This is a genomic window from Pseudomonas sp. P179 (genome assembly GCF_000478485.2).
Classification (GTDB): domain Bacteria; phylum Pseudomonadota; class Gammaproteobacteria; order Pseudomonadales; family Pseudomonadaceae; genus Pseudomonas; species Pseudomonas aeruginosa.
Map to the genome: position 1 here is coordinate 4,263,733 of NZ_KI517354.1, position 12,557 is coordinate 4,276,289.

Genomic DNA, 12,557 nt, shown 5'->3' on the forward strand with positions numbered 1-12,557 from the left:
TCTGTCCGCCTTATCACTTCGACCAAGCGTTCGACAGTGATTCCGCCTGCTTCAGCACCAGTTCGATGGCGGCATCCTCACCCACCGGCGGGTACTTCCACTTCTTCAGCGTGCGTCGCACCAGAATCCGCAGTTTCGCGCGTACGCTCTCGCGTACCTGCCAATCCACCGTGGTGCTGTTGCGCAGTTTCTCGGTGATCTCGACGGCGATCTTCTTCAAGGTATCGTCGCCCAACTCCCGCACGGCGCTTTCGTTGTTGGCCAGCGCATCGTAGAAGGCGATTTCGTCCGGATTCAGCCCCAGCGCTGCTTCACGCTCCAGCGCTGCCTGGAAGTCCTTGGCCATCTGGATCAACTCCTCGATGACCTGTGCCGTCTCCACCGCTCGGTTGTGGTACTTGCGCAAGGTTTCCAGCAGGCGGTCGCCGTACTTCTTCTCCTGCACTACGTTGTTACGCGCCCGCGCCTTGATCTCGTCACGCAACAGCTTTTCGAGCAGTTCCACCGCCAGGTTGCGGCTCTTCATCTGTCGCACGTCTTCCAGGAATTCTTCCGACAACAGGCCGATGTTGGGCTTGTCCAGGCCCGCCAGGGCGAAGATGTCCGCCACCCCGTCCGCCACGATAGCGTTGTCCAGGATCTGCTTGAGCGCACTGTTCTTGTCCGCGTCGGAACGCTTGCGATCCACCGTGGTGAACTTGACGATGGCAGCCTTGACAGCGGCGAAGAAGGCAATCTCCGTGCGCAGGGCGGCAGCTTCGTCCAGCGTGCTGCACAGGGAAAACGCCTTGCTCACGGCCAGCATGGCATCGAGGAAACGCTGTTTACCGTCCTTCAGCCCCAGGATATGGTTGGCCACTGGCACCAGCAGCTTCATCGCATCGGTTTCAAACCCACTGTAGTCGAAGCCGTGCATTAGCCCACGCACGATGTCCAACTTCTCCAGCAGCACGGCCAGGGCCTCGGCCGCGTTGTGCGCCGGGTCGCCCTTGCCCTTGGATTCGGTGTAGGTCTTGAGCGCCGCTTTCAGTTCGTTGGCAATGCCGATGTAATCCACCACCAATCCACCGGGCTTGTTGCGGAACACCCGGTTGACGCGGGCAATGGCCTGCATCAGGTTGTGGCCCTTCATGGGCTTGTCCACATACATGGTGTGGCAGCAGGGCGCGTCGAAGCCAGTGAGCCACATATCGCGCACGATCACCAGTTTCAACGGGTCTGCCGGGTCCTTGAAGCGCTTTTCAAGACGTTTCTTCACCTGCTGGCTGTACAGGTGCGGTTGCAGCAAGGGCTTGTCCGCTGCCGAGCCGGTCATCACCACCTTGATAGCACCCTTTTCGGGGTCGGCGTCGTGCCAGTCCGGGCGCAGGGCGACGATGGCGTTGTATAGCTCCGCGCAGATGTCGCGGCTCATGCACACGATCATCGCCTTGCCTTCCAGCGTGGCCGTGCGCGTCTCGAAATGCTGCACCAGGTCGGCCGCCACCTGTTCCAGACGTGGCCTGGCGCCCACCAGCTTGGTCAGTGCGGCCCAATCGCTCTTGGTCTTCTCGCGGGCGGTGATGTCTTCCTCGTCCTCGATGACCTCGTCCACCTGGGCATTCAGCGCGTCGATCTCGGCCTGGTTCACGTCCAGCTTGGCCAGGCGGCTTTCATAGTAGATCGGCACCGTGGCGCCATCGTCCACCGCATCCTGGATGTCGTAGATGCTGACGTAGTCGCCGAACACCGCCCGTGTGTCCTTGTCTTCCAGCGCGATGGGCGTTCCGGTGAAGCCGATGAAGGTAGCGTTGGCCAGTGCATCACGCATGTGCTTGGCATAGCCGAACACGTACTTGCCGGTCTTGGTATCCAGCCGTCCCTTCATGCCGTACTGGCTGCGGTGCGCCTCGTCGGAAATCACCACGATATTGCTGCGACCCGACAGCAGGGGATGCTGTTCTTCATCTTCCAGCAGGGCGAACTTTTGCACCGTGGTGAAGATGATGCCGCCCGCCTCGCGCGAGGCCAGCATCTCGCGCAGTTCCTCGCGGCTGCCCGCCTGCACCGGCGTCTGCCGGAGCAGGTCTTCGGCCGCGCAGAAGGTGCCGTACAACTGCCCGTCCAGATCGTTGCGATCGGTCACCACCACCAGCGTGGGGTTCTTCATCTCCGGCTGCTGCAACAGCTTGCCCGCGTAGCAGGCCATGGTGATGCTCTTGCCCGAGCCTTGCGTATGCCACACCACGCCGGCCTTGCGGCTGCCGGGCTGCACTTCCTTACCATAGGTGGCGCGCGGCTCCTGCACTTCCAGACGACCCTTGTTCGGGTTGCTGGCGGCGATCACCGTGGCTTTCACCGCCTCGCGCACGGCATGGAACTGGTGGTAGCCCGCAATCTTCTTGATGATCTCATCGGCATCCTGCTCGAACAGCACGAAGTGGCGGACATAGTCCAGAAACAGCGCAGGCTCAAAGAAGCCACGCACCAGGGTTTCCAGTTCGAACTCCAGCAGCGGCCGGTCGTCCTCATTGGCAATCGCCCGCCAGGGCTGCATGCGCTCCTGGTTGGCCGTCAGCGAACCCAGGCGCGCCGTGAAGCCGTCGCTGACCACCACCGCCACGTTGGTGTTAAAGAGGTCTCCGATCTCTTCCTTGTAGGTCTGGATCTGGTTGAAGGCATCCCAGATGTCGGTCTGCTCGTTGGCCGGGTTCTTCAGCTCGATCACCGCCAGCGGCAGGCCGTTGACGAAGGCCACCAGATCGGGACGGCGCGGCTGCTTGGTGCCGGCCACGGTGAATTGGCTAACCAGCAGGAAGTCATTGTTGCGTGGGTTGGCGAAGTGGATCAGGTTAACCAGGTCGGTGCGCTTTTCCTCGCCTTCGGAGAACTCGACGGGGATGCCGGACAGCAGCAGCCGATGCACGCGGCGGTTGCGGGCGATCAGCAGCGGCTCGCTGACCGTCAGAAGCTCGTGTGCCGCCTGCTCCAGCGCCGCGGCGGGAACATGGGGGTTGATGCGGGATAGCGCCGCCAGGAGGCGTTCTCGCAGTACGGTCTGGCGATAGTCAGTACGGGCAGGGCTGTCGCCATCTGGCGCAATGTCCGGACCATTGACGTATTGCCAGCCCAGTTCGCCAAACCAGCCGATGGCGGCGTCTTCGAGTTGTTGTTCATTTACGCTCACAGCGCATCACCCTTCATATACTTATGCAGCAATAAGTAAATTGTTTACTTCCTCTTAAGCTCTCTTGGAAGAAAGGCATCTATTTCCTCATCAGAGAAAGTCATATCCTCAAGCTCTTTTAGGGCCTTTTGAGCTTCGATGTAAGCTTTATAATTTGTACTGGGCGCACCGGTATAAACAGCATGCAAATCTTCGGCAAGCTGGTCTCTTTGCGAGCGAATTTCATCAAGCGATGCCACTGCTAAGCGGAGATCCGTCAAAAGGGAAAGATACTTCTCACGGATAATCCATAGATCAGCCCCTGCTTGTCTATGTTTTTGGGCAATTTCACCAAGATCATAGTCCTTGGTATAGGAATTAAGGACGAGCAATACCGTGGAAAGTACAACGGCAACAAATGTTCCACACTTCTTGTACTCAGCTAGCGCACTGAAATCAAAAAGAGCAGCTATCAAACCGCCCGTAACTAGAGCCGAAAGAATAATTTGGCAGAGCTTTATTTGCTTGTGTCGCTCAAATAATATGTCCGCACATTTCTCATGTGTTTTATGGGAGTAAACCACGCGTCCGTAGCACTCACGCAATTGCCCTTCTAGAATTTTTTCATTGTCAGTCATAGTCGCTTCCATCTGCTACGATTGGAACATGAATTCTATCCTTGGCAACCACAGTCTCATTTTCGACGAGATAGCACTCAACGATATGATCTCCTCGAAAGTTACTGCTTTCCTCTTTTGTTCGCCACCCGCCATCGAGCGTAATTTGCCCACGAACGCAGTCACGCCGGCGTGCCTCGTCGCCCCTATTTAGGACTTTCCAGTAGATTAGAAATGGGCCGTTAATCTGCGGCAGTTCAGATACCCAGAACTTCAGCTTCTTGTCTGATCTTAGCGGGATTTTTAGCCCCAACATATTGCGGAGAAGGAATTTTCGAAATCCGCGCTGCATCACTTCGCAATCAATTTTTAGTTGATAGCGTATATCAACCTGAAATTTATCTTCAATAAATTCCTCGGTATCTTTCCAAGTTTGTGCAGCGCTGGCTTCAGCCGATTTTTTTTGTGCAGCAGGAAATGGGCGACCATAAACCGCCTTCCATTTCTCGTTGGCGCTTTCTTTTCCTTCAGCCTCTATGGCTTTCAGGCAAAGTTCGTAGGCCTTCTTGGCCCGCCGTTGGAACTTCTTTTTGACTTTTACCCGCTGCCGACTGCCCGGCGCGGCATATTCGCTTTGGTCTGGAAGTTCAGAGATATACTTGAAAAAATCTCGACTTAGCCAGTCGTAGTAAAGGTAGCTTTTTTCGTCATAGTCCGAGGTGGAATTCAGAAAGTTATAAGCTAACGTATCGATCAACAATCCACCGATACCAATACCGTGTTTGTTTTTCCAGGCACGCACCATCTTGCACAAACGACGCAGATTTGAGTTCTTGACTGCATCCAGGTTGGCAACCGCATCCATTTCCTCTCTTGGCTTGGTGACCTTCCAGCTCCCGCCATTTTTGGTATCAGGATACTTGTAGCTCTTGTCATCCTGCTCAAAAACAGGCTGCACTTCGACATGAAAGTTCGTGTAGGTCACTGTTACCACTAGGCGATCAACTCGAACTTTCGTTGATGGATAGCGTTTGAGAATCGCATCTTTTGTGTCTTGCAAAAGTTTTAACTGCCCACCAATCTTGTCATAATCATCCCATTTGGTCTGAGGCATGATATAGAGCATGTCCAAGTCGGAGATTCCGTTAATACCGGTTCTTCTACCAAATGAGCCAACCTGAAGCGTATTGGCCGTCTTTGATTCTGTATCCCGGAATTGTTTGTTGAGTGCAGCAGTTAATTCACCGTAGCGCATGCTTATGGTTTCAGCATTGCTTATCGCCAAATTACCAATGAACTCCGAGAACATTTCTGCAACACTCATTTCCCTACCCTCTTCATTTCAGATCCGCAACAGACAAATCACCAGAGAGAAGCTTGGGAAGAAGGGTGTCGCGAAGTTCAGATAGCTGTTTCGATTCTAGATTGATACTTTCAATGTACGAGTAGAATGTGCGCACCTTTTTTGAGAAGGCTTTCCTCAGCTCCAAGGGCGCGCAAGGAAATTTCCAGCCAGCAATTGCTTCCTTGTCCCCTCTTGGCATTTTTGCCCCTTTTGACGTGCGCATCATGAACTCGAAAAAAATATCCTGATAGAGCAAGTTGTACAGAAACTCTTGGCAGCCGTCTTCCTTCGCCTCGAAACAGAGCACATCATTTGATCGCCCTCCGTCAAAACGGGCTAACCATATTTTCTTAAAATATGGCCTGATGTTGGAAACTAGAACATTTCCACTCTCGAAAGTCGGCACGGTAGCGACTGCTGGGAGGGACGACGCATGGCTTATGCCGCCCCGGTTTTCCAGCATATTTTCTGTGGAAATATAGTTCTCAACAGTCAGAGAAGACACTTCAATCTTACCCGTTGCAAAGCGCGCTATATTAGAGACGGATTTAATTCCCCACCCCTTCGGAATCTCCCACAATTCCGACTCTTCCATTGCATCGGAAAATAGCGCGGCGGTGGCGGCGAGTTGGTCGTGGTGCTCGCGGGGCATCTGGTCGAGTTCGGCGTCGGTCTTGCCGCTGATGGCGCGCATGGCGGCGCGCAGCGGGTCTTGACCTTGTTCGATGGCTGCGATCCTGGCCTTGACTGGGTCGAAATCGATAAACCAGGATTTGAAGATGGCTTGCGCCATGGCTTCGAGGGTTTGGTTGATGCGGTGGTTAAGGTCTATCTTCGAATCAAGCGCGTCCAAAATCCTAGCAATTGCTTTTTGTACAGGCAGCGCAGGAATTCTGACCTTTGCTGTATGAAGGTGATTTCTGTTAACGCCCGGAACGGCCCCCTTATCTGAGTAAGCCTGAAAATCCAGCGTTCTTAGAAAATAACTAATGAAGCGAGGATCGCTTCCTTTAAAGTCGCAAACATAAAGCGTCGTGTTTAAAGGCCAAAAATCGCCATCTATATAGAACACTTCACCTATGGTTCCATATCGCCCCGTCACAACTCCAGGACCCTTGACCATGGCTTCTGAATGGAAATCTGATATGCCAGATGATGAAACTATAGGAATCACTCCTACCGATCGCTTTCCTTTTGGAAGGTCATAACCACGCTTCAACTCAATCACATCACCCAGATTGAGCTCTTTCCAACTAGCATCAGATTGCATAACCCAATCCCGCCAGGTTCTGTCGGATTTCTTCCTCCAGCTTCGCACTTTCCACGAACTGCTCCGCCAGTTGTGTCGTTAGCCGCTGCATCTTCTTGGCAAAGGGCTCGCCGTCATCTTCCTGCTCCATCGCGCCCACATAGCGCCCCGGCGTCAGCACATGCTCATGCTTGCGGATTTCGTCCAACTTGGCGGAATAGCAGAAGCCAGCCACATCCTCGTACCCCTCGCCCTGCTGCCAGGCATGGAAGGTATCAGCGATTTTCTGGATGTCCTCCCCAGTGAAGTCGCGCAGCACACGGTCTTTCATGTAGCCCATCTGGCGGGCGTCGATGAACAGGAATTCGCCGCGCCGGTCGCGCTTTTTCTTGTCCAGAGCAAAGCCGTTCTGCTTGTCGCGGGTCAGGAACCAGATGCAGGCCGGGATCTGGGTGTTGGTGAACAACTGACCGGGCAGCGCGACCATGCATTCCACGTAGTCGTCCTCGACCAGCCGCTTGCGGATTTCGCCCTCGTTGTTGGTGTTGGAACTCATGGAGCCGTTGGCCAGCAGCAGCGCCATGCTGCCGGTGGGCGCCAGGTGCCAGAGCATGTGCTGCAACCAGGCGAAGTTGGCGTTGCCCTGCGGCGGCGTGCCGGCGATCCAGCGGGGGTCGGCGGCCAGCTTTTCGTTCCACCATTCCTTCATGTTGAAGGGCGGATTAGCCATGACGAAATCGGCGCGCAGGTCCGGGTGCAGGTCGTTGAGCAGGGTGTCGGCCGGGCCGCTGCCGAAGTTGAAGTCGATGCCGCGAATGGCCATGTTCATCGCGGCCAGCCGCCAGGTGGTGGGGTTGCTCTCCTGTCCGTAGACGCTGATTTGTCCGCTCTTGCCATTGGCTGCTTTGCCGCCGTGCTGTTCGATGAACTCCTCGCTTTGCACGAAGAAGCCGCCGGAGCCCATGGCCGGGTCGTAAACACGGCCTTTAAATGGCTGGAGCATTTCCACGATCAGGGTGACGATGCTCTTTGGAGTGTAGTACTGGCCGCCCTTCTTGCCTTCGGCCAGGGCGAACTGGCCGAGGAAGTATTCGTAGACGTGGCCGAGGATGTCCTTGGATTTCAGGTCCAGCGGCTGGCCCTTGTACTCCTTGGCGCTGAAGTCGGTATCCGAGAAGTGGCTGATCAGCCCGGCCAGCTTGCTGGAATCGAGCTGCACGCGGGCGAAGTCTTTGTTGAGCACGTTCTTCAGGCGGGCGTTCTCGCGCTCGACAGCCTCCATGGCGTTGTCGATCAGCCAGCCGACCGAGCGCATTTCCTCCGGCTCGTCCTTGCCCGGCTTGTTCCACGGCAGCGCCGCCTTGGGCGGCAGTTGCGCGCAATCGCGTAGGGTTTGCCAACGCGCTTCCACCGGGACCCAGAACACGTTCTTCTCGGTGTAGTAGTCGCGCACTTCCAACTCGACGGCGATGTTGTCTTCGTACTCCTGGGTGCCTGCGCCGCCGTATTCGGCCGGATCCATGTAGTAGTCATGATCCGGGTTGGTGAACTGCTCGCGCAGTTCGCGCTGCCGTTCTTCGAAGGCATCGGAGACGTACTTGAGGAAGATCAGCCCGAGCACGACGTGCTTGTACACCGCAGCATCGAGGTTTGAACGTAGCTTGTCGGCAGCGGTCCAGAGCTTTTTTTCCAGGTCGTTGAAGAATTGTTGTTCGATCGGTCTCATGTCTTTGTCCCGTGTTGCATTCTGTTGACCTTCCTTACGAGCCTCGTTGGCTTGCCGCTTAATAGCTCCTGCTGGTGCGGTGCCGGGTTTGGGCAAAGACGAAGCACCCTCGGTCAAGGCAACTGAGCCGCCGCGCCCTCGTCCAGGACGGATGCGACCGTCGTCGATCAGTTGCTGCTTGACGCGTTGGTAGATACTGTCCTGCCAGCCCAACGCTTCAAGCAGGCGTTGATTGCCCGCGCTGCCGCCAAGGGAACCCAATGTTGCGATGAATTGCTCGATCTGTTGTTCTACGGGAGTCACTTGCTGATCCTATGGCATCAGGCAGGCCAGTACAGCCGCTTCAGCGGCACAATTCGTTTGGTTTCGGCGTCGGTAGCGTCGTAGTGCTCGATCAACGCGCGCACCACGTGATCCAGCGTCCACATCGCCAGCGGGATGGAGGCGCGGTCTGCTTCGTACAGGGCGTCCTTACTGAAACCACCCGTGCTGACATACAGCCCTCGATCATCCTTGTGGCGGCCGCCGAGGAAGCTGCGGATTTCCTGACTGCCCATCTGCCCCTTGCGATGCTTGACCTCCACGACGATGCGCGGGTGTTCAAAGCCAAAGCCATCCGGCGAGGCAACGATGTCCTTACCCCGATCCGAGCCAGGTGCCGAAACTTGGGTTTTGTAGCCCATGGCGCGTAGGATGCCGGCGACCAGTTGCTGCATGTCGTCCCAGTCGAGTTCGTTGACGCGGTCCTTGATGCGTTCCAGCGCCTGGGACTCGATGTCGGCCAATGGATCGGCGACGACTTCTTCGGTTTCATCTTCTACTGCCGGAGCCGGCTTGCCCTTCAGCGCCGCCAGCACTTCGCTTGCCGCGCTGGACGGAACCTCGAAGAGGGTGAGGGTCGAGCCCAGGCTGTTCTTTGTGCTGGTGCCCAAGCTGTCGCGTAGCAATTCCTGCGTTTGCCACTGCACCTTGCGTGCTAGTGGCATGCCTTGTTCGGCCCACTCAGGATGGTGTTCGGCTGCCCCCATGACCTTGCCGATTGAGTACAGGCGATTGGCTGGTGAATAAGTGATGACCCAGTCTCCGTTCTGAATGTCATTGACGAAGCGCCAGACCTGGGATGCGCCCGATACCACCGTGCCTTGTTTTGCCTGTGGCTCGGCAGACTGGTACAAGGCGATTAGCTGCTTACGCCCGACACCGGGTTTGGCGTGGGCAGCCAATTGATTCCAACCCACGGCAGCCACGCCGCGCTCTCGAAAAGCGTCATACAAGCTGCCACCTTCGCCGCGCACCATCCACATCCGCGCCATCGCATTCCCTCCCGTATTCATAGCCATCAATCCAACACAACTAGAAATTCAGTTGCCAGTGCGGTCGGCTGAACATCTCGAACATTGCGCTGTAGCGAAACCAGTCCATAGTCAGCCATCAACCGTAGAGTGCGCGACAAGTTCGGCACTTTGCGGCCACTGAGTTTGGCCAGTGCGGTCAAAGACTTGGGTTGTTTGTCATGGATCAGGCGCAGCAGGTGGCGGTTGTCGTCCGACAGCACCGCTGCCAGTGACGCCAAGGATGGAAACCAGATGCTGGGAACCTCACATCCTTGCGGAGGAGGCGAACTATTCGGCTGTCGAACACCGACAATGCAGCGTTTCATGTTCACAAGCCCAAAGACACGTTAACTTACAATAATATCAGTCCCTGATAAGCACTGTTTGGCGAACCAGGAAAACTTGCCGCGCCCCACGAGGAAATGGGGTAATTCAACAAAAATTACCCCAATACTCTCAAGCGATTACCCCATTTCCAACGCTCCGCACGCAGCAAGGGCAAATGGCAAGGGAACGGCACTCAAGGGACAACGGCTCTACCCAGAAAAGGAAAAGGCCACCCCTTGTTCACTCGCTCTGCAGCACCTGGCCAAATCGTCCCTATGCCGTGCCGCTGCCCTCCGCCGCACCCAGATAGTCCGCCCAGTCCTGCAACAGCGTCCTTCTCTGATCCAGCAGGAGCGCCTTGTTGTACGTCGCCCGCACCTTGTTGCTTTCCACGTGGGCAAGCTGCCGTTCAATTGCATCAGGCCGGTATCCATTCTCATTGGCCCAGGTAGAAAATGTCGTCCGCCAGCAATGCGGCGTCGTGCCTCGACCCAGATTCATGTCGCGCATCGCGTAGGTGAGCCGATTGGGCGTAGTGAAGCCCTTTCCGCTTCGGTGCGGAAACAGATAACGCCCGCCACCCGTGATGTGCTGCAAGTCTTTCAGCACCGCTACGGCCTGCGTGGACAACGGGCTGACATGGTCACGCCGCGCTTTCATCTTCGCCGCAGGCCGACGCCACAGTGCATCCTCAAAGTCCAACTCGTCCCACTCGGCATCCGCCGCTTCTCCTGGCCGGCATGCGGTCAGCGCAATCAGCCGCAGGCACAACGAGGTTTCCGGATAGCCCCGGTAGCCGCGCAACTCCTGATAGAACCTCTGGATTTGCTCTCGCGTCATCGCCGCCTTGCTCTCGCTGAACGGCACGCGTAGCAGCCCGCGCAGGCTGGGAATTGGATTTGCCTCGACCAGCCCCCTCACCACCGCAAACTCAAAGATCGCTGAAAGATCACCTTTGACGTGAATCGCCGCCCACGCACCGTGAGACTTACACTCCTCCAGCAGCGGGCGAATCTGCTTCACGCCAATGGCGCTCATCGGCATCCCATCGAACTTGGGTGACAGGTACTTCCTGATGCGGGACTCTTTCGTACGGTAGGAACTGAGCGCAAAGACTGGCTTGATCTCGGCCAGGTAAGCCTGCGCCACCTTGGCGAACGAGCTTTCCTTTGCGCGCTTGCGTTCCTCCAGCGCCTCCAGGTTGCGCTCTTTGACCTGCCGCCGCTCATGGGCAGGATGGATGCCTTGCTTGACCAAGGCACGCGCCTTCTCGCGGGCCGCACGCGCCTCTGCGAGGCTTACGTGAGGAAAACCGCCAATGGCAAAGAGATTCTCCTTGCCTTGCAGGCGGTACTTCCACCGCCAGAGCTTGCCGCCGGCGGGCTTGACCAGCAGGAACAAGCCCCCGCCGTCTGATAGTTTCCAATCTCGATCAGTTGATTTGGCCGACCTGATCTTGGCGTCGGTGAGTAGATTCTCGGGCATCGTTGGACTCCACTGCGGGGAAAAGTACCCCCACGGTTGAACACGAGTACCCCCAACGCTACCCCCGAATTTTCCAGACATCGATGAACAATAGGAACGCTCAGTAGACCGTATTGTTTGGCAAGCCCTTGATTTAAAAAGGTCTGCTCCATCCACCAAGCGCCACTGAACGCTCCTGAGTTCCGAAAAAATCGTCAGACGTTGATCACACGTTGAAGCGGAAATGCATCACGTCGCCGTCCTTGACGATGTAGTCCTTGCCTTCCAGGCGCCACTTGCCGGCTTCCTTGGCGCCCTGTTCACCCTTGAACTGGATGAAGTCGTCGTAGGCGACCACTTCGGCGCGGATGAAGCCTTTCTCGAAGTCGGTGTGGATCACGCCGGCGGCCTGCGGGGCGGTGGCGCCGACGCGGACGGTCCAGGCGCGGACTTCCTTCACCCCGGCGGTGAAGTAGGTCTGCAGGTTGAGCAGGCCGTAGCCGGCACGGATCACACGGTTCAGGCCGGGTTCCTCGAGACCGAGGGACTCGAGGAACATGTCCTTCTCTTCGCCGTCTTCCAGCTCGGCGATCTCGGCTTCGATCTTGTTGCACACCGGCACCACCACCGCGCCTTCTTCCTCGGCGATGGCCTTCACCACATCCAGGTGCGGGTTGTTCTCGAAGCCGTCCTCGGCGACGTTGGCGATGTACATCACCGGCTTGCTGGTCAGCAGGTGGAAGCTGCGCACCAGGCGCTTCTCCTCGTCACCGAGGTTCTTCAGCAGCGAACGCGCCGGCTTGCCCTCGGTGAAGTGGGGGATGAGCTTTTCCAGCAGGGCCTTCTGGGCCAGGGCTTCCTTGTCGCCGCCCTTGGCGTTGCGGGCGACTTTCTGCAGTTGCTTCTCGCAGCTGTCGAGGTCGGCGAAGATCAGTTCGAGGTCGATGATCTCGATGTCGCGCTTGGGGTCGACGCTGTTGGACACGTGGATCACGTTGTCGTCTTCGAAGCAGCGCACCACGTGGGCGATGGCGTCGGTCTCGCGGATGTTGGCGAGGAACTTGTTGCCCAGGCCCTCACCCTTGGAGGCGCCCGCCACCAGGCCGGCGATGTCGACGAATTCCATGGTGGTCGGCAGTACGCGCTCGGGCTTGACGATCTCGGCCAGGGCGTTCAGGCGCGCGTCGGGCATCGGCACGATGCCGCTGTTCGGCTCGATGGTGCAGAACGGGAAGTTTTCCGCCGCGATACCGGATTTGGTCAGGGCGTTGAACAGGGTGGACTTGCCGACGTTGGGCAGGCCGACGATGCCGCAGTTGAATCCCATGCTATGTCCCTCGCGCTCAGACA

At 57.0% G+C, this 12,557-nt stretch carries 9 protein-coding genes; all 9 read right to left on the bottom strand.

Annotated elements, in window-relative coordinates; all coding sequences use genetic code 11:
- Positions 1-13 precede the first annotated feature (13 nt).
- The 9 genes from HMPREF1224_RS32040 to ychF all read right to left on the bottom strand — a co-directional run bounded on the left by HMPREF1224_RS32040 (position 14) and on the right by ychF (position 12,534).
- A complete protein-coding gene (locus tag HMPREF1224_RS32040) occupies positions 14-3,166 on the bottom strand; it encodes a type I restriction endonuclease subunit R (RefSeq protein ID WP_010793760.1) in 3,153 nt (1,050 codons plus the stop codon).
- A 44-nt stretch (positions 3,167-3,210) separates the two neighbouring features.
- The gene (locus HMPREF1224_RS44595; RefSeq protein WP_071536034.1) at positions 3,211-3,783 is read right to left on the bottom strand and encodes an SLATT domain-containing protein; all 573 of its coding nucleotides are present in this window, start codon (positions 3,781-3,783) and stop codon (positions 3,211-3,213) included.
- Complete coding sequence (locus HMPREF1224_RS44600; RefSeq protein ID WP_010793761.1) at positions 3,776-5,086, bottom strand: SMODS domain-containing nucleotidyltransferase; 1,311 nt, start codon at positions 5,084-5,086, stop codon at positions 3,776-3,778. Before HMPREF1224_RS44600 ends, HMPREF1224_RS44595 begins: the two co-directional genes overlap by 8 nt.
- A 13-nt stretch (positions 5,087-5,099) precedes the next feature.
- On the bottom strand, positions 5,100-6,377 hold the full coding sequence (locus HMPREF1224_RS32045; RefSeq protein WP_010793762.1) for a restriction endonuclease subunit S: 1,278 nt from the start codon (positions 6,375-6,377) through the stop codon (positions 5,100-5,102).
- On the bottom strand, positions 6,367-8,082 hold the full coding sequence (locus tag HMPREF1224_RS32050; RefSeq protein ID WP_010793763.1) for a class I SAM-dependent DNA methyltransferase: 1,716 nt from the start codon (positions 8,080-8,082) through the stop codon (positions 6,367-6,369). Before HMPREF1224_RS32050 ends, HMPREF1224_RS32045 begins: the two co-directional genes overlap by 11 nt.
- A gap of 320 nt (positions 8,083-8,402) precedes the next feature.
- Positions 8,403-9,395, bottom strand: a complete 993-nt coding sequence (locus HMPREF1224_RS32055) for a restriction endonuclease (RefSeq protein ID WP_010793764.1) — start codon at positions 9,393-9,395, stop codon at positions 8,403-8,405.
- Positions 9,396-9,421: 26 nt separating this feature from the next.
- Positions 9,422-9,742 carry an HVO_A0114 family putative DNA-binding protein gene (locus HMPREF1224_RS44605; protein WP_071536035.1) on the bottom strand — a complete coding sequence of 107 codons (321 nt, stop codon included), beginning with the start codon at positions 9,740-9,742 and terminating at the stop codon, positions 9,422-9,424.
- A 274-nt stretch (positions 9,743-10,016) separates the two neighbouring features.
- Positions 10,017-11,228: a tyrosine-type recombinase/integrase gene (locus HMPREF1224_RS32060; protein ID WP_010793765.1), complete on the bottom strand. Its 1,212-nt coding sequence runs from the start codon at positions 11,226-11,228 to the stop codon at positions 10,017-10,019.
- A 205-nt stretch (positions 11,229-11,433) separates the two neighbouring features.
- On the bottom strand, positions 11,434-12,534 hold the full coding sequence (gene ychF / locus HMPREF1224_RS32065; RefSeq protein WP_003099270.1) for a redox-regulated ATPase YchF: 1,101 nt from the start codon (positions 12,532-12,534) through the stop codon (positions 11,434-11,436).
- Positions 12,535-12,557: the final 23 nt, after the last annotated feature.

What these genes read in the sequence shown, in the direction of transcription:
- HMPREF1224_RS44595 (WP_071536034.1), bottom strand. Translation starts at nt 3,783, where the DNA reads ATGACTGACAATGAAAAAATTCTAGAAGGGCAATTGCGTGAGTGCTAC.
- ychF (WP_003099270.1), bottom strand. Translation starts at nt 12,534, where the DNA reads ATGGGATTCAACTGCGGCATCGTCGGCCTGCCCAACGTCGGCAAGTCC.
- HMPREF1224_RS32050 (WP_010793763.1), bottom strand. Translation starts at nt 8,082, where the DNA reads ATGAGACCGATCGAACAACAATTCTTCAACGACCTGGAAAAAAAGCTC.
- HMPREF1224_RS32060 (WP_010793765.1), bottom strand. Translation starts at nt 11,228, where the DNA reads ATGCCCGAGAATCTACTCACCGACGCCAAGATCAGGTCGGCCAAATCA.
- HMPREF1224_RS32055 (WP_010793764.1), bottom strand. Translation starts at nt 9,395, where the DNA reads ATGGCGCGGATGTGGATGGTGCGCGGCGAAGGTGGCAGCTTGTATGAC.
- HMPREF1224_RS44600 (WP_010793761.1), bottom strand. Translation starts at nt 5,086, where the DNA reads ATGAGTGTTGCAGAAATGTTCTCGGAGTTCATTGGTAATTTGGCGATA.
- HMPREF1224_RS32045 (WP_010793762.1), bottom strand. Translation starts at nt 6,377, where the DNA reads ATGCAATCTGATGCTAGTTGGAAAGAGCTCAATCTGGGTGATGTGATT.
- HMPREF1224_RS44605 (WP_071536035.1), bottom strand. Translation starts at nt 9,742, where the DNA reads ATGAAACGCTGCATTGTCGGTGTTCGACAGCCGAATAGTTCGCCTCCT.